Origin of the sequence: Aureimonas altamirensis, assembly GCF_001463885.1 — a bacterium.
Classification (GTDB): Bacteria; Pseudomonadota; Alphaproteobacteria; order Rhizobiales; family Rhizobiaceae; genus Aureimonas; species Aureimonas altamirensis.
The window spans coordinates 276,566-292,512 of the sequence record NZ_BBWQ01000018.1; the positions used below are offsets into that span (position 1 = coordinate 276,566).

Genomic DNA, 15,947 nt, shown 5'->3' on the forward strand with positions numbered 1-15,947 from the left:
TCGTATCCTTTGTCTGACGTTGAGTTTAAGAGGCGACCGCGCGAGGCGACAGGCGAAGCCCATCCCGAAGGCGGCGGAAGGGCAGACTAGCCGGATCGAGCGGCATCGGCCCAGGCGCCGTGGCAACAAGGATTGCAGCGGCGATCGGCTCGAAATCGGCGCGGAAGTGAACCGACGATTTGACAACCAGAACGCGCTGCTCTTCGGGCACGACGCCAAGGAACCTGAACATCTCCCGGTCGGCCAGTTGCGTCTTGGACGATGCGACGATGACGCGAACGCCGCCGATCCTCAAGCACGCGGACGGGCCAAGCCGAAGCCGGGCACCCCCGTAGAACGGTCCGGGAGCGATCAACCGCCCATCGGACAGGGCTTCCACTTCAAACCGGCCGCTGAAGGGCGCGTCGCCGGGAATGCCGGACCGTCCGCCGAGCGTCAGATCGACCGTCTCGCCGACCCCTGCCGAATGGGCGGCGGACGCGGCGTCCGCGTCGACGATCAGCCCGATCGCCGCATGCTGGGCATTGGCGGCGACGAGCGCCCGCAACATGCCGGTCGTATCGGAGTTGCCGCCCGCGCCCGGATTGTCCTGCGTGTCGGCGATCACCACCGGGCCGCTCTGCGCGGCGCTGAGGCGCAGCGCCTCGGCCACCGCGTCCTGCGGCTCGAATGCACGGCCTGCAAACATCGGCTCCGCCGCCATCACCGCCTCGGCCATCGTATCGGCGGCGTGTGCAACCTTTGTCGCGTTCGTCCCATAGGCGACGACACTTGGTCCGCAATCGGCAAAGTCCGCTGCCGGGAAGCCAGGCAGGAAGGATACCGAAGCGACGCCGCTGCCTTCCAGCGCTGCTAGATCGCGGTAAAGCGTCCGGCACGGCTCGAAACCGGTTCCCTGCCAGGCGATGGGAATGAGGAAGGGGCACTGACGAAACGCCTTCGTAAAGCGCTGTCCGGCCAGAAGATCCGCAACCAGCGTCGCGGCGCGTCGTCCGGTGTCGGCCATGTCCACATGCGGATAGGTTCTGAAGGCGACGAGCGCATCGCTTTCGCTGACCATCCGCTGCGTGACGTTGCCATGCAGGTCGAGGCTCGCCACGATCGGCACCTCGGGCCCGACAAGCGAGCGCACGCGGGCCAGGATTTCGCCTTCGCCGTCGTCGAGATGGTCCGCCACCATCGCCCCATGCAGGTCCAGATAGACGGCGTCGACCGGCAAAGCCTGCTGAAGGCGTTGCAGCAACTCCTGAGCGATCCATTCGAACGCCTCACGGGTAACCTGCGCAGACGGGCTCGCCGCGCACCAGATGAGCGGCACGGTTTCCCAGCCACGCTCGCGCGCTGCCTCGATGAAGCCGCATGCCCCGACATTGGTGTCTCTGACGGCGTCGAGAACCTCTTCGCCCAGCGAAAGTGCGGGCCAGCCGCCGCCCTTGCGGAAGGCATCCAGACTTGCCCTGGTCGGAGCGAATGTATTGGTTTCGTGCAGAAATCCGGCAATGGCAATGCGGTCAGCGGTCATGCGGAAGCTGCTCCTGAGGCTGGCATGGCTGTAAGCGGGCGGAAGTTGGGAAAGTCCCAGTGACGCCCCGGCGCCGCCTCGAACAAGGCGCGTGTATACGCCTGAGTGGGTTGGGACAGGACCGATCCTGCGGCACCCTCCTCGACGATGCATCCCTTGCGCATGACGACGATATCGTCGCAGATCTGCGCAGCCACCCGCAAGTCGTGGGTGATGAACAAGATGGCGACGCCAAGCCTTTCCTGGATGTCGGAGAGAAGCTTGAGGACCTGCGCCTGGACGGACACGTCGAGCGCCGATACGGCCTCGTCGGCGACGATGATTTCTGGGTCCATGGCCAAAGCCCGGGCAATGGCGATGCGCTGGCGCTGCCCGCCCGAGAATTCATGGGGATGGCGCTTCCCCGCGTCGGATGGAAGCCCGACGAGCTCCAGAAGTTCGTAAGCCCGTTTTACTGCGTCCGCCTTTGGCACACCGAAGTTCAAGGGCCCCTCGATGATGCTGTCGATGACGGGGATACGCGGATTGAGCGACCGGTTCGGGTCCTGGAACACCATCTGGATGCGTCGGCGATGCGGGCGCAGCGCCGACCGGCCGAGTTCGGATATGTCATGGCCGTTGACGCGGACGCTTCCCGACGTGGGATCGACAAGGCGCATGACGCAGCGGGCGACGGTGGATTTCCCCGAGCCGCTTTCGCCCACGATGCCGAGGGTTCGGCCCCGCTTCAGGCGGAAGCTCACTTCCTCGGCCGCGACCGTGACGCGGGCCGGTCTGAACATGCGCTTCTCGGCGTAGCGCTTCGTCAGATCGATCGCCTCGAGAACGACTTGCGGATCGCGCTCCGGACGTGCCGGACGCGGTGCTAGGGCAGGGACCGCCCGCAGCAGTTCACGCGTGTAATCGGCCTGCGGCTGCTCCAGGATCTGCATGACGGGCCCGGTTTCGACGGGTGCACCGGCGCGCATGACGACCACGCGGTCGGCAATGTCGGCAACCACGCCCATATCGTGCGTGATGAAGAGAACGGCCGTTCCCTGCTCGCGCCGCAGCTCGTCGATAAGCGAAAGGATCTGGCGCTGCGTCGTTACGTCGAGGGCCGTTGTCGGCTCGTCGGCGATCAGAAGCTGCGGCTGCATGATCAGCGCCATGGCGATCATGATCCTCTGGCGCTGTCCTCCGGAGAGTTGATGCGGGAAGGCGCCATAGACCCGGTCGACGTCGGGCAGATGGACCTTTTCCATCATCTCCCGGACGCGCGCCCGGCGCGCTGCCGCACCCAGATCGGAATGCGCCTTCAGCACTTCCTCAATCTGCGGACCGACGGCAATGACCGGATTGAGCGCTGTCATCGGCTCCTGGAAGATCATCGCCATCCGTGTCGCGCGCAGGCTGCGCAGCCGTGCCGCACCGGCATGCGCGATCTCTTCCCCGAGCAGCCGGATCGAGCCACCGTGCAGGGCCAGGCTCCGGGGCGGCAGAAGCCCCATGACGGCAAGGGACGTCACGGACTTTCCCGAACCGCTTTCGCCGACGACGCAGAGGGTTTCGCCGGGCGCTATGTCCAGGTCGACGCCGCGCAGGATGGTCTTGGGCACATCTGCCGTGGTGCGCACATCGAGGTTGCGGATGGACAGGACTGGATCGCTCGAACGCGTCATGGGTCAAGCTCCCCGGAGTTTCTGGCGTGGATCGAGCAGATCCCGAACCTTGTCGCCCAGAATGTTGATCGACAGGATGCACAGGGACAGGACAAGACCCGGCCACAGGATCAGGGATGGCTTGAGCTGGAAGTACAACCGGCCCTCGGCCATCACATTGCCCCAGGACGGGGTTTCAGTCCCGATCCCGGCCCCCAGGAAGGACAGGATCGCCTCTGTCAGGATCGCCGATGCGGCGATGTACGTTCCCTGGATGATGAGCGGCGCGAAGGTGCTCGGCATCAGGTGTCGCCACATGATGCGCGGCAGGCTGGTGCCGAGGGCGATGGCCGCTTCGACATAGGGCTCCTCACGCGTGGTCAGAACCACCGATCGCACCAGCCGCACCACCCGCGGGATCTCGGGAATGGTGATGGCGATGAGAACCGTCTGGATGGACGACCCACCGAGCGCCACGATGGCAATGGCCAGAAGGATGCCCGGTATGGCCATGAGCCCGTCCATGAGGCGCATCAGTACGGCATCGACCGGCCGGAAGAAGCCCGCCAGGATGCCGAGCGGCAGGCCGATCAGCAGTGCGGCGACGGCAACCCCGGCGCCGACCACGAGCGAGGTTCGCGCACCGTAGAGGATGCGCGAGAAGAGGTCCCGTCCATAGGCATCCGTACCGAGGATAAAGTCGGCACTGGGTGGCTTGAGCCGGTCCATGGGCGACATGGCGATGGGGTCGTGCGGAGCGATCCACGGGGCCAGCAAGGCCGCCAGGATCACGGTTGCCAGGATAAGCCCGGCCAGCACCGGCGCAATTGCCCGGCCCACCTTGCGGAGCGAAAGGCCGCGCCCGGAGGCCCCGGTCGCGCCGCTTGTCTTCATCGCAAGGCTCATCAGTAACGGATCCTCGGGTCCAGCACGGCATAGGACAGGTCGATCAGCAGATTGATGGCCACATAGACGAGGCTGGTCAGGAGGATGAGCGCCTGGATGACCGGGTAGTCACGTGCCAGGATGGCATCCACCGTCAGCCGCCCCAGGCCAGGCAGGTTGAAGACGCTTTCGGTCACGACGACACCGGAGATCATCAATGCGAAACCGGTGCCGATGACGGTCAGGATAGGCACCGCGGCGTTGCGCAGCGCATGCCGGAAGAGAACGAGGCGCTCGGAAAGGCCCTTGGCACGCGCGGTCCGCACGTAATCTTCGTTCAGGACGTCCAGCATGGAGGCCCGCGTCATGCGCGCAATCAGCGCGATATAGATGGAAGACAGGGTCAGAGCGGGCAGGATGGTGGTCGACAAGAAAGGCCCCAGGCCCTGCGAGATCGGCTTGAACCCCTGCACGGGAAACCAGCGAAGCTCGTTCGAGAATATCTGGATCAGCACATAGCCGACGACGAAGACCGGCACGGAGAACCCGAGCACGGTTGCGGCGGAGACGACATTGTCGATGATACCGCCTTGACGCCAGGCTGCCAGCACGCCCAGCGGCACGGCGATCAGGACCGTGATGACGATCGCCACCAGCGCCAGAGACAGTGTCGGCTCCAGCCTTTGGCCGATCAGGGTGGTGACGGGCGTACGCGAGATGAGCGATGTCCCGAAATCTCCCGTCAGCAGTTGCCCGGTCCAGGTGGCGAACTGAACGGGCAGGGGCTGGTCCAGGCCCAGTTGGGCCCGGATTGCAGCTAGCTGTTCAGGCGTTGCCATATCACCGGCGATGATGGCCGCCGGATCGCCGCCCGAAAAGCGCAGCAGCGAGAACACGAAGACGGCTACGACCAGAAGAACGGGGATCGCTGCCAGAAGCCGGCGGGAGACATAAGCCATCATGCTGAGGCTCCTACTGGCTCTTGGTCATGCCCCAGAAGACGGGAATGGGAGAGCGGATCACCTCGTTGACGGAGGCCGTCCAGGCGCTGGGGCTTCGATATTCGCCAAGTGGGACGTAGGTGACGTTCTCGAGCGCATAGTTCTGCAACTGCGTGGCGATCTCCTTGCGCTCGTCATCGGAACTCGCCGAAGCGAAGGCCCGGCGCATGTCGTCGAGTTTGGGATCGCCCGGCCAGCCGAACCAACCCGTTTCGCGGCCTCCGCCACCCAGCATCGGGTTAACGACCGGGTTCCAGACCTCCGGGATCACCCAGTTGGTGAAGAACATATTCCATCCGCCGCTTGCGGGCGGCTCCTGGCTGGCCCGGCGGGTGACCACCGTCTGCCAGTCCATCGGCTGCATATCCACATTGAAGCCGGCGGCGCGCAGAGACTGGGCCGCGACGACCGGCTGGGCGGACGTCGTCACGACATCGGTCGGCTGCAAAATCACGACGGGCGTTCCGTCATAGCCTGCGGCCTCCAGCATGGCCTTGGCTTCCTCTGCGTTTCCGGAAGCGACAAAGGCGGGGTCCGGCTCGGATGCCAACGGGGACGAGCAACCGTAGAAGGAGCCGCAGATGGAATAGTATTCCGGATTGCCGATCAGTGCGGCAAGCGTCGCTTCCTGGCTGAGCGCCTTCTGGGCGGCCCGGCGAATTTCAGGCTTGTCGAAGGGCGGGTACAGGAAATTCATCCGGCCCATGGTCTGCGAGCCGAGTTCGTTGATCACGCCGACTGTCAGCTCGGGATTTGTTTCCAGGATCGGGAGAAGGTCGGTCGGTACGGCTTCCATGAAGTCGATCTCACCGCCCATCAGCGCGCTGATCGCCGTCTGGGCATCGGGCATCGCCACCCAGACCACACGATCGACATTGACCGTCTTGCCGCCGGCGGTCCAGCTTGGCGGCTCATCGCGTGGCCGATATTCGGCGAATTTCTCGTACACGGCCTGCACGCCCGGCTGGAAAGCGTCGGCCACGAAGCGGAAGGGGCCAGACCCTATATGCTCGCCGATCGCCTCTGTAGACGGCGTATTGGCGATCCGCTCGGGCATGATGAAGGCCGGCACGGAGGACGGCTTGGCCAGTAGTTCGGCGACATAGGTAAACGGCTGCTCCAGTGTCAGGACGATGGTGTCGTCACCCTCTGCTTCAAGGCTTGCCGCATGCTCCATCATCATCTGGCCGCCGGCATCGCGCTCTGCCCAGCGGCGCAGCGATGCCACGCAATCGGCTGCCGTGACGGGTGCGCCGTCGTGGAAGGTCAGGCCCTCACGCAGGGTAAAGCGGTAGACGAGGCCATCGTCGGACACGGTCCAGTCGGCCATCTGCGGACGCGGCTGGTACGACGAATCCATGCCAAGCAATGTGTCGTAGATCATGTAGCCATGGTTGCGCGTGATGTGCGCCGTGGTGATGATCGGATCCAGCACCCGGATCGCCGAATGCATGACGGCACGCACTTCCTGCGCGCCGACTGTCGCCGGCAAAGCGATCGTCGCAATACTTGCGCCCAGCGCCAGGCCCAGAACCCTCGAAACGCGATGACTGGAGAAGTTCATTCAAAACTCCTGCTCGACGGCGGCAAGACCGTACTTTGAAGAATAGGATATCGCTGTGCGATACGATTATTTCGCATCGCAAGGTAATCCTCACTATTGCTGAAATGGTAGTCAACCCGGGTTGAAGCTCAAATTATATGCAAAATTCGGGTCCCGGCGCTCAATAGAAAAGCGCGCAGTCGCGCTTGGGCACAATTGCCTGAGACGAGCGTTGCGTGTTCTGGAGGCATCATGGCGTGGCTGCCGCGTCAGGCGCCGCGATCGTCGATCAACTTTGCGCGACCAGTCGGCGCGTCAGGCCGACGGACGAGCGTCCTCAGGCCAGATCGAGATGCATGAAGCGGCTGAAGCCGTTTTCCGTATAGGCGCCAAAGGGGCCGCCATCGACGAAACCGCGCCGGCGATACAGCGCGATGGCCGGCTCGAACGCGGGGCCCATGCCGGTTTCGAGGCTCAATCGACGCACGCCACTGGATTTCGCCGTCTGGATGATCGTATCCAGAATTGCCGCGGCGGCGCCCATGCGCAGAAAGTCGGGATGCGTGCGCATCGATTTGACTTCGGCCATGCCGCTGCCAAGCAGTTTCAATGCGCCGATGGCGGCTACGCGGTCTGCCGACCATGCTGTCCACACGGTGACGTCCGGTGACTGCAACCCGGAAAGATCCAGCGCAAAGACAGCTTCCGGCGGGGACTCCGCGTGCATGCCGGCAAGATGCAAAGCGAGGAGGCAGCGCGTCTGCTCATGTGTCAGGTCGTCGATCTTGATATCGAGCATGGCATTCTGTCCGGGCGAGAGCATATCGTGTGGGGCAAGTGGCATGGAACGATACACCGTGGCAACGGCACAGTACCAAAATGGCATAAGATAGATTATGGAACCAAAATGGGTTGGCTATTTATGCGCGGCAATGGGCTGGATCGGCTGACAAGTCTCACGCGTCGCGCTTCATGATCCATTCGAGGTCCGGATCGGCCACGAAACGCCATTTGCGCAGCGGCCCTGCCATGACGTTCAGATAGTACATGTCGACGCCATACGGCGCGGCGCATGGATGGTTCCCGCGCGGCACCAGAACAACGTCGCCATCTGCGACGGCCATCGTCTCGTCCAGCGTGCGATCGTCGGTATAGACACGCTGCAGCCCGAAGCCATTGGATGGCGACAGCCGGTGATAGTAAGTCTCTTCCAGATAGGTGATGCGCGGGTAATCGTCTTCGTCGTGGCGGTGGCTGGGATAGCTCGACCAATGGCCGGCCGGCGTGAACACCTCCGTCACCAGGAGGCTGTCGCACCAATCGTCGGCCTCCATCGCTATGTTGTTGATATAGCGCGTATTCGTCCCTTTGCCGCGCTCGGTCAGCGTAATGCCGTTCGGCCCGATGCGGCGCGCCTCGTGGCCGCCATGCCCCGGTGCAAGGCAGACCGCCAGCGTGCAATCCGTTTCGGCACGGGCCTGCCACTCATGCCCGTTCGGCACGTAAAGGCAATGCGGCGGCGTGCGTTCGAACACGTCCATGCGGTTGCCAAGCACGCCCCAATCCCGGCCAGCCGCGTTGAACGCGGCCTTGCCCTCTACCATGACAAGGATGGCTTCGTTGCCGCCGGTCGCTTCGGAGACCAGCTCGCCGGCCCGCAGCCGGTACAGGGAAAAGCCGACATAACGCCAGCCGGCAGAAGCCGGCGTGATCTGGTGGACCTTGCCATGCGTGCCGAACGGCTTGTTAAGAAGGGTCGCCATCGTATTGTAATTCCTTGACGAAACTCGATCAGGCGGAGGCTGTGTCCAGGCCGGCTTCGCAAGCCATGGCCCGCAAGGAGCGCAGCCCCATATCCTGGTAGGTGAAGGGATCGCGCACCAGGCTGTCCTGCTCCGCCTCGATCACCAGCCAGCCTTGATAGCCGTGCCGCGCGGCGATCTCCAGAACGGGCTGGAAGTCGACGCAGCCTTCCGCATCGCCCGGCACGGTGAAGGCACCCTGACGAACGCCTTCCAGGAAGCTCAAGCCTTCTGCTCGCACCTTTTCCATGATGGGGCGGCGCACATTCTTGGCGTGGATGTGCGTGACGCGGTCCATGTAGCGCGCCGCGATGTCTGCTGGGTCGGCGCCGCCGAAGGTGCAATGGCCCGTATCCAGCAGAAGACGCGTATACGGGCCCGCCATCTCCATGAAGCGGTGAATGTCATCTGCGGATTCGACGATGGTGCCCATATGATGGTGATAGGCCATCAGGACGCCCTGCCCGGCGGCAAATTCCGAGAGCGCCTCGTATCCGGCCGAAAAGCGCTCCCACTCGGCGTCGTTCAGGATCGGCCTGTCGTTGACCGCGATATCGTCCCGCCCATGCACCGTGTTGGAGCATTCGCAGGCATTGATGCGGTCTCCGCCAGCCGCCTTTACGAAATCGATGAAAGCCTGCAACGCGGCCTTCTCGGTGTCGATGTCGTTGACGAGCAGGTTGGTCGAGTGCCACCCGCCGGCAAAGCGGAGTCCGTATCCGCCGAGCACCGCCCTGACGTCGGCACCGCCGGCGGGCATCTTGTGGCCGCGCTCTATGCCGTCGAAGCCGATGCGCCGGCAATCGGACAGACAGTCTTCCAGCGTCAGATGCGCGCCGATGGAATGGTCGTCATCGTTGGACCATGCGATGGGGTTGGTGCCGTAGAGGATCATGCGTCATGCTCCGGATGGTCTAGTCGACGAGGTTCTGTCGCGCGCGGTTGTCGCCGTAGGACGCAAGGGCCGCCTCGCCCTTCGCGCTGCGCGGCGCTTCCGGCACGGCGACATCCCACCAATGGCCGCCGCCGGCCTCGCCCGGGCCCGGCGCGGGATCTGTGTCGATGACGATCACGCTGGGGCGGTCACGCCCGCGCGCCGCGCGCACCGCCGCCTCCAGCGCCGCGATGCCATCCACCTTTTCGGCGTGCGCGCCCATCGAGGCCGCATGCGCAACGAAATCGATCTCCGGTTCGGCCATGCCCTGGCAATCGCGGTAGAGATTGTTGAACGGCTCGCCGCCGGAAGCGGCCTGCAGGCGGTTGATGCATCCGAACCCGCGATTGTCCGTCAGGACGACGGTAAAGGGCACCCGCATCATCACGGCGGTCGCCAGTTCCGAATTGGCCATCATGTAGGAGCCGTCGCCCGTGAAGCAGACGATCTCCCTGTCCGGCATGGCCATCCTGGTGCCCAGCGCGCCGGCCAGCTCGTAGCCCATGCAGGAATAGCCGTATTCCATGTGATAGCCGCCCGCCGATGCCTGCCAGAGCAGCTTGAGCGCACCCGGCATGGTGCCGGCGGCGCACAGCACCGTCGTCTGCGGGCCTGACGCCCGCTGCACCGCGCCGATCACCTGGGCATCGGTGGGCAGGCTGTTGACGCTCGCGCCGTCGGGCGCGGCGCAATGCGCATCCACCTGCGCCAGCCACGCGCTGCGCCGGGCCGGGTCGAACCAGTTGGACCGGTGGTCGCCAAGGGCGGCGGAGAGCCGTTCCAGCCCTACCCTGGCATCCGCGACAAGCGACACGGCGCCGTGTTTGGCAGCATCGTAGGGCTGCACGTTGAGTGACACCAGGCGGCGTCCCGGCGCCTGGAACAGGGTCCACGAGCCGGTGGTGAAATCCTGGAAGCGGGTGCCGACGCCGATGACGAGATCGGCAGCTTCGCATAGCTGGTTGGCGCTGGCCGCGCCGTCCACGCCCGCCGCGCCGAAATTAAGCTCGTGGGCCTGCGGCAGCGCGGACTTACCGGCCTGTGTTTCCACAACGGGAATGCCATGCCGTTCGGCAAACTGCGACAGAGCCGCTTGCGCACCGGAATAGATGACGCCGCCACCGCAGACGATGACGGGCGCGCGTGCGCTGCGCACCAGCGATGCGATCTCGGCAAGCTCGCCGGCATCCGGCTCGGGCCGGCGGATGCGCCAGACCCGCTCCTCGAAAAAAGATGCCGGCCAGTCATACGCCTCTACCTGGACATCCTGGCAGAAGGCCAGCGTAACCGGGCCGCATTCGGCGGGATCGGTCATCACCCGCATGGCGCGGGGCAAGGCCGTCAGAAGCTGCTCGGGCCGGGCGATCCTGTCGAAATAGCGGCTCACCGGCCGGAAACAGTCATTGGCGCTGACCGTGCCGTCGGTAAAATCCTCGACCTGCTGGAGGACCGGGTCTGGCCGGCGGTTGGCGAAGACGTCGCCCGGCACCAGCAGCAGCGGCAGACGGTTCACGTGGGCCAGCGCGGCGGCCGTGACCATGTTGGTTGCCCCGGGGCCGATGGACGATGTCACGCACATTGCCTGTCGGCGGGCTTTCGCCTTGGCGTAGGCGATGGCTGCATGCGCCATGGTCTGCTCGTTCTGGCCGCGCCAGGTCGGCAGGCTATCGCCCGCACCTTCCAGTGCCTCGCCGAGGCCCGCGACATTGCCGTGCCCGAAGATGGCCCAGACACCGGCGATGAAGCGCGCGCCGTCTTCGTTGCGCTGGGCGGCCAGCCACCGCACCATGGCTTGCGCCGCCGTCAGGCGGATCGTGTTTCCAATCTCGCTCATGCAACCTCGCGCCGGCCCGAGCGGGCCTCGTCCCATAGCCCGCACAGGCGGCCATATCGTTCGGCCATCGCATCGATGGCCGCCTCATCGCTCATCGCGCCCTTCAACCAGGCGCGGGCAGCATCTGCGAAAATCGTCCGGCCGACGGCAAATCCCCGCACGAGCGGAAAGGATGCTGCCGCCCTGAACGAGGCGACAAGCTCTTCCTCCGGCGCATCCAGCCCAAGCACGAGGATGCCGCGCGTATTTGCGTCGTGCCGCTCGATGGCGGCAATCGCCCGCTCCCATGCCAATGGGGATTGCAGGGGTTCCAGCTTCCACCAATCGGGAAAGACGCCGATCTGGTAGAAGCGCTCTATCAGCCGCGCATTGGTATCCTCGTCGACGGGGCCGACCTTGGATGGGATGATCTCCAGCAGAAATTCCAGCCCGTTGCGCCGCGCGGCGGTAAACAGGCGGGTGACCGTTTCCTCCTGCGTGGCACGCATCTCTGCCGTATCGTCCGGATGGCAGAAGCACAGCACCTTGGCCACCTGGGCGCGTGGCCACTCTTCCAGCCCGCCGCAATCGGGGCCCAGCTCGGGCTCCAGCGTCAGGGGGCGAGAGCCTGGCCACTCGCAAGGGCGGCCGACCCACAGCCCGGTGCCTGAAGCCGCCTGCAATGCCTGCCGGCCGATCCGATCGTCGCACAGAATGCCGTATCCGGCCCCGCCATGGGCAACCCGCTGGGCGGCTGCAAGGCAGAGCCGCTTGAAGGCGCCGCCCCTGGCCACGGTATAGCCGTCCATGTCTTCGAGCTGGATACGATGGTCGAAGGCGAAAACCCTGAGGGTCGGCCATTCGCCCGCCCGGTTGGTGGACCAGTGAAGCTGTTCCAGCTCCGCGTCGTTGCGCAAGTCCGGCCTGACGACGCCGCGCCGCAGGAAGAAGTCCAGCTCGCCCCGGCTGGGATAGGCCGGCGTGCAGCCGTGCCGCGACACGGCGAAGGCGCCGCAGGCATTGGCGTATTCCAGAGTGCGCGGCCATGATTCATCGCCGAGCCAGCCCAGCAGCAGGCCGGCGAAGAAGCCGTCGCCAGCCCCCAATACGTTGAAGACCTCGATGGGAAAGCCGGGCCCGGATTGCGCCAGATCCAGGCTGTCCGGAATTGCGCCGGTGATGGCGACCGCGCCGCTTGCGCCGCGCTTGCAGATTAGTGTCGCTTCGGTTGCCGCGCGCACGGCGCGCAGCGCCGCAAGCGTATCGGTTGTTCCGCCGGCAATATGGAATTCCTCTTCCGTGCCGACGATCAGGTCGAAGAGATGCAGCGTCGATTGCAGCTTGCGCGTGACGCGCGCGCTTTCCACAAAGCGGCTTTCCCCGTCGCCATGGGTGGCAACGCCCCAGAGATTTGGTCGATAATCGATATCGAGAGCTGTCCGTGCGCCGCTTGTGCGGGCGATGTCCAGCGCCTTCAGGACGGCGGCTTCCGTCTTCGGGTTGGAAAGATGCGTGCCGGTGGCTACCACGGCGCGTGCCTGCGCGATGAAATCCGCGTCGATATCGTCTTCGCCGAGCGCCATGTCGGCACAGTTTTCGCGATAGAAGATCAGCGGAAACGAATCCTCGTCGCGGATGCCCAGCAGCACCAGGGCCGTCAGCCGTTGCGCATCGGTGATGACACCCCGTGTATCGACCCCTTCCCGCGCAAGCTGCTCGATGATGAAGCGGCCCATATGCTCGTTGCCGACACGGGTTATGACGGCGCTCCTGAGGCCCAGCCGCGCCGCGCCACACGCAATGTTGGTGGGGCTGCCGCCGATATACTTCCGGAACGAGCCCATGTCCTCCAGGCGGCCGCCGACCTGGGCGCCATATAGATCGACGCTGGAGCGGCCGATGGTGATGACGTCTAGCGATCTGTTCATGACTTCAGACCGTTCCGCCAAGTTCTTCGGATAGGGATTGAAGCTCCTTGCCGCCTGCCATCAGGTTCTGCAGCTCCTCGGTCGTGATGCCGCCCTTGGCGAAGGTGCCCAGCGTCTTGCCGCGGTTCAACACGGTGAACCTGTCGCCCACCGCCATGGCATGGCGGGTGTTGTGGGTAATGAAGATGACACCCAGTCCGGCGGCGCGCACCTGCCCGATATATTTCAGCACCATCGACGTCTGTGCCACGCCGAGCGCCGAGGTGGGCTCGTCGAGGATCAGCACCTTGGCGCCGAAATGCACGGCGCGGGCGATGGCCACGCATTGCCGTTCGCCGCCGGAAAGCGTGCCGACGGCCTGTTGCGGCTCGCGCACGTCGATGCCGATGCGCTTCATCTGCGTGCGGGTGATGTCGTCGGCCGTCTTGAGGTCGATGCGGCGGAACGGTCCAAAGCCCTTTGTCGGCTCCTGCCCCATGAAGAAATTGCGCGTCACCGACATCAGCGGGATCATCGCCAGATCCTGATAGACGGTCGCAACTCCGGCCTCCAGCGCATCGCGCGGGCTGGTGAAGATGCGTGGCTTGCCGTCGATCAGGAAATCTCCGCTGGTGGGGCGGTGCACCCCGGCCAGCGTGTTGATGAGTGTCGATTTGCCGGCCCCGTTGTCGCCCAGCAGGCACAGCACCTCGCCGGCGCTGACATGCATGGACACGCCGTTGAGCGCGATGACGGAGCCGTAATGCTTGACGAGGTTTCGAACCTCGATCAGTGGCGTCGTAGCCGAGGACATCACCGCTCCCCCGTAACGCGCTTGCGGATGACGTTGTTGAACACGACAGCCAGAAGCAGCATGCCACCCAGGAAGACCAGGTACCAATCCTGGTCGATGCTCGTATAGGTCAGCCCGATCAGGACCATGCCGAAGACAATCGAGCCGAAGAAGGCGCCGATCGCCGAGCCATAGCCGCCGGTCAGCAGGCACCCGCCGATGACCGCTGCGATGATGGCCTCGAACTCTTTCTGGAAGCCGCGACGCGCATCCGTGGAGCCGGCATCCAGCACCGTCAGGATGGCGACCAGCGTGGCGCAGGAAGCGGTGATGATGAAGAGGATCGTCTTGACCCGGTCCACCGGCACGCCAACCTTGCGCGCGGCGCGCGGATCGCCCCCGGATGCGAAGATCCAGTTGCCGAACGGGGTGCGCAGCAGAAGCCATGTCGCAAGAATGGCGAACAGCACGAACCACAGAATTTCAACCGGTACACCCGGTACGGTCGGCTGCCCGTTGGGAAAGGCAGCGATTGCGCCACGTGCCGCCAGCCACTGGAAAAGCCCGCCGAAGGCATCGCCCGAGAAGATGGGCGCCAGCACGCTGCCAGACGCCGCCTCGCGCATGCCGCGCAACTGGGTGGAGCCGCCGCTGGCCCATTTGAGACCGACCAGCGTCAGCCCGCGCAGGATGAACAGGAATGCCAATGTGACGATGAAGGACGGCAGGCCCGTACGCAGCACGATCTGCGCATTGACGCTGCCGACCAGAATGGCGAAGCCGAAGGCCACCAGTATGGCCAGCGGCAGCGGCAGCTCCCAGACGACGAGCGCCGCACCGAAGACCAGCCCGGCAAAAGCCACCATCGAGCCGATGGAAAGGTCGAACTCTCCTCCGATCATCAACAGCGCCGCACCGATGGCGAGGATGCCCAGTTGCGCCGCCGGAGCCATGAAGTTCATGACGCCGGCAAGCGTGAACATGGCCGGGTTGGCGTAGAGCACGAAGAAGATCGTCACAAGCACGAGGCCCGCGACCGCGCCAAGTTCGGGGCGGCGCAGAAGCGCCGTGGCGAAGGAGGTGCGCTTGAGACGCTCGTCTTCGTCGAACATCAGCGGATGCCCTTGGCTGCGTTTTCGATCACTTCGGAAGCCGTATCCTTGGTGACGAAGCTCGGGCCGGAGGCCACGTTACCGGCCGGTATGGTGCCGTAGCGCGCGTTGAGCGCCAGGAAGGAGACCGGCAGATAGCCTTGCAGATAGGGCTGCTGATCCACCGCGAAATCGGCTTTGCCGTCGGCGATGGCCTGCAGGAACCCCGGGGACATGTCGAAGGTCGCGACATGCACCTTGCCGGTCAGGCCCAGCCGTTCGGTGACGGCAACGGCGGGCTCGCCCACCAGCGGCGCCGACAGGCCGACGATGGCGTCGACGGACGGGTCGCTGGACAGCGCGGCCTGGATCTTTGCCTCCGTCTCGGCCGGGTCGGTGGTAGTGGGCAGGACGGTGACCTTGCCGCCGGCGAGCCCATCCGTGACACCGGCGCAACGCTGGTCCAGCGCCGCGTTGCCGACTTCATGGTTGACGCACAGAACGTTCTTCAGGCCCATCTCTTCGAAGCGCGCTCCGACGGCCTGCCCCGCAGCCGCTTCTTCCTGTCCGACATGCAGGCGGATGCCGAGCTGCTGAACCGCCGCGATGCCCGAATTCATGGAAATGACGGGGATGCCGGCCGCCACCGCGCGCTCTATGGCGGGGCCGAGCGCGTCCGGATCGGGGTTGGAAACGACGATACCGGCCGGGTTCTGGTTGACGGCGGCTTCGATCAGCTGCGCCATCTGCACCATGTCGAAGGTTTCCGGGGCGCGATAGTCGACCGAGACGCCCATGTCTTCCGCGGCCTGCGTCATGCCGTTCTTGACGATGGACCAGAACGGATCGGACGCCTGCCCATGCGTCACTGCGATGATCTGGACGGCGTCCTGCGCCCTGCTCGCCTGGCCGGTAGCGGCCAGTGCGCCCGCCATGGCGGCGCCGACGACGAGCGCCTTGATGAAGCGTTTCATGACATTCCTCCCGAATGCGCAGCCGTTTCGGCCCGCTAATAA

Annotated in this window: 13 protein-coding genes; all 13 read right to left on the minus strand. The window is 64.9% G+C overall.

The features are described from left to right. Positions 1 to 25: 25 nt before the first annotated feature. Positions 26 to 1,522, minus strand: a complete 1,497-nt coding sequence (locus AUL31_RS14125; RefSeq protein WP_060607770.1) for a M81 family metallopeptidase — start codon at positions 1,520 to 1,522, stop codon at positions 26 to 28. Next, positions 1,519 to 3,183 carry a dipeptide ABC transporter ATP-binding protein gene (locus AUL31_RS14130; protein WP_060607775.1) on the minus strand — a complete coding sequence of 555 codons (1,665 nt, stop codon included), beginning with the start codon at positions 3,181 to 3,183 and terminating at the stop codon, positions 1,519 to 1,521. Before AUL31_RS14130 ends, AUL31_RS14125 begins: the two co-directional genes overlap by 4 nt. A 3-nt stretch (positions 3,184 to 3,186) precedes the next feature. Next, positions 3,187 to 4,068, minus strand: a complete 882-nt coding sequence (locus AUL31_RS14135) for an ABC transporter permease (RefSeq protein ID WP_244489413.1) — start codon at positions 4,066 to 4,068, stop codon at positions 3,187 to 3,189. Beyond that, positions 4,068 to 5,009: an ABC transporter permease gene (locus AUL31_RS14140; protein WP_060607778.1), complete on the minus strand. Its 942-nt coding sequence runs from the start codon at positions 5,007 to 5,009 to the stop codon at positions 4,068 to 4,070. The genes AUL31_RS14135 and AUL31_RS14140 overlap by 1 nt, the downstream gene beginning before the upstream one ends. 10 nt (positions 5,010 to 5,019) lie before the next feature. Beyond that, positions 5,020 to 6,612, minus strand: coding sequence for an ABC transporter substrate-binding protein (locus tag AUL31_RS14145; RefSeq protein ID WP_060607781.1), 1,593 nt, complete (start codon positions 6,610 to 6,612; stop codon positions 5,020 to 5,022). Positions 6,613 to 6,928: 316 nt separating this feature from the next. Further along, positions 6,929 to 7,390: a GNAT family N-acetyltransferase gene (locus AUL31_RS14150; protein ID WP_060608144.1), complete on the minus strand. Its 462-nt coding sequence runs from the start codon at positions 7,388 to 7,390 to the stop codon at positions 6,929 to 6,931. Positions 7,391 to 7,547: 157 nt separating this feature from the next. Then, positions 7,548 to 8,354: a 5-deoxy-glucuronate isomerase gene (iolB, locus tag AUL31_RS14155; RefSeq protein ID WP_060607784.1), complete on the minus strand. Its 807-nt coding sequence runs from the start codon at positions 8,352 to 8,354 to the stop codon at positions 7,548 to 7,550. A 28-nt stretch (positions 8,355 to 8,382) separates the two neighbouring features. Then, on the minus strand, positions 8,383 to 9,288 hold the full coding sequence (gene iolE, locus AUL31_RS14160) for a myo-inosose-2 dehydratase (RefSeq protein ID WP_060607786.1): 906 nt from the start codon (positions 9,286 to 9,288) through the stop codon (positions 8,383 to 8,385). 19 nt (positions 9,289 to 9,307) lie between these two features. Continuing rightward, positions 9,308 to 11,161: a 3D-(3,5/4)-trihydroxycyclohexane-1,2-dione acylhydrolase (decyclizing) gene (gene iolD, locus AUL31_RS14165; RefSeq protein WP_143190221.1), complete on the minus strand. Its 1,854-nt coding sequence runs from the start codon at positions 11,159 to 11,161 to the stop codon at positions 9,308 to 9,310. Continuing rightward, positions 11,158 to 13,068, minus strand: coding sequence for a bifunctional 5-dehydro-2-deoxygluconokinase/5-dehydro-2-deoxyphosphogluconate aldolase (locus AUL31_RS14170; RefSeq protein ID WP_060607789.1), 1,911 nt, complete (start codon positions 13,066 to 13,068; stop codon positions 11,158 to 11,160). Before AUL31_RS14170 ends, iolD begins: the two co-directional genes overlap by 4 nt. A gap of 4 nt (positions 13,069 to 13,072) precedes the next feature. Beyond that, positions 13,073 to 13,861 carry an ATP-binding cassette domain-containing protein gene (locus tag AUL31_RS14175; protein WP_060607793.1) on the minus strand — a complete coding sequence of 263 codons (789 nt, stop codon included), beginning with the start codon at positions 13,859 to 13,861 and terminating at the stop codon, positions 13,073 to 13,075. After that, positions 13,861 to 14,952 carry an ABC transporter permease gene (locus AUL31_RS14180; RefSeq protein ID WP_060607796.1) on the minus strand — a complete coding sequence of 364 codons (1,092 nt, stop codon included), beginning with the start codon at positions 14,950 to 14,952 and terminating at the stop codon, positions 13,861 to 13,863. Before AUL31_RS14180 ends, AUL31_RS14175 begins: the two co-directional genes overlap by 1 nt. Then, complete coding sequence (locus AUL31_RS14185) at positions 14,952 to 15,893, minus strand: sugar ABC transporter substrate-binding protein (protein WP_409359973.1); 942 nt, start codon at positions 15,891 to 15,893, stop codon at positions 14,952 to 14,954. Before AUL31_RS14185 ends, AUL31_RS14180 begins: the two co-directional genes overlap by 1 nt. Positions 15,894 to 15,947: the final 54 nt, after the last annotated feature.

What these genes read in the sequence shown, in the direction of transcription:
- iolB (WP_060607784.1), bottom strand. Translation starts at nt 8,354, where the DNA reads ATGGCGACCCTTCTTAACAAGCCGTTCGGCACGCATGGCAAGGTCCAC.
- AUL31_RS14125 (WP_060607770.1), bottom strand. Translation starts at nt 1,522, where the DNA reads ATGACCGCTGACCGCATTGCCATTGCCGGATTTCTGCACGAAACCAAT.
- AUL31_RS14180 (WP_060607796.1), bottom strand. Translation starts at nt 14,952, where the DNA reads ATGTTCGACGAAGACGAGCGTCTCAAGCGCACCTCCTTCGCCACGGCG.
- AUL31_RS14145 (WP_060607781.1), bottom strand. Translation starts at nt 6,612, where the DNA reads ATGAACTTCTCCAGTCATCGCGTTTCGAGGGTTCTGGGCCTGGCGCTG.
- iolE (WP_060607786.1), bottom strand. Translation starts at nt 9,288, where the DNA reads ATGATCCTCTACGGCACCAACCCCATCGCATGGTCCAACGATGACGAC.
- AUL31_RS14140 (WP_060607778.1), bottom strand. Translation starts at nt 5,009, where the DNA reads ATGATGGCTTATGTCTCCCGCCGGCTTCTGGCAGCGATCCCCGTTCTT.
- AUL31_RS14175 (WP_060607793.1), bottom strand. Translation starts at nt 13,861, where the DNA reads ATGTCCTCGGCTACGACGCCACTGATCGAGGTTCGAAACCTCGTCAAG.
- AUL31_RS14130 (WP_060607775.1), bottom strand. Translation starts at nt 3,183, where the DNA reads ATGACGCGTTCGAGCGATCCAGTCCTGTCCATCCGCAACCTCGATGTG.
- AUL31_RS14150 (WP_060608144.1), bottom strand. Translation starts at nt 7,390, where the DNA reads ATGCTCGATATCAAGATCGACGACCTGACACATGAGCAGACGCGCTGC.
- AUL31_RS14170 (WP_060607789.1), bottom strand. Translation starts at nt 13,068, where the DNA reads ATGAACAGATCGCTAGACGTCATCACCATCGGCCGCTCCAGCGTCGAT.
- AUL31_RS14135 (WP_244489413.1), bottom strand. Translation starts at nt 4,068, where the DNA reads ATGAGCCTTGCGATGAAGACAAGCGGCGCGACCGGGGCCTCCGGGCGC.
- iolD (WP_143190221.1), bottom strand. Translation starts at nt 11,161, where the DNA reads ATGAGCGAGATTGGAAACACGATCCGCCTGACGGCGGCGCAAGCCATG.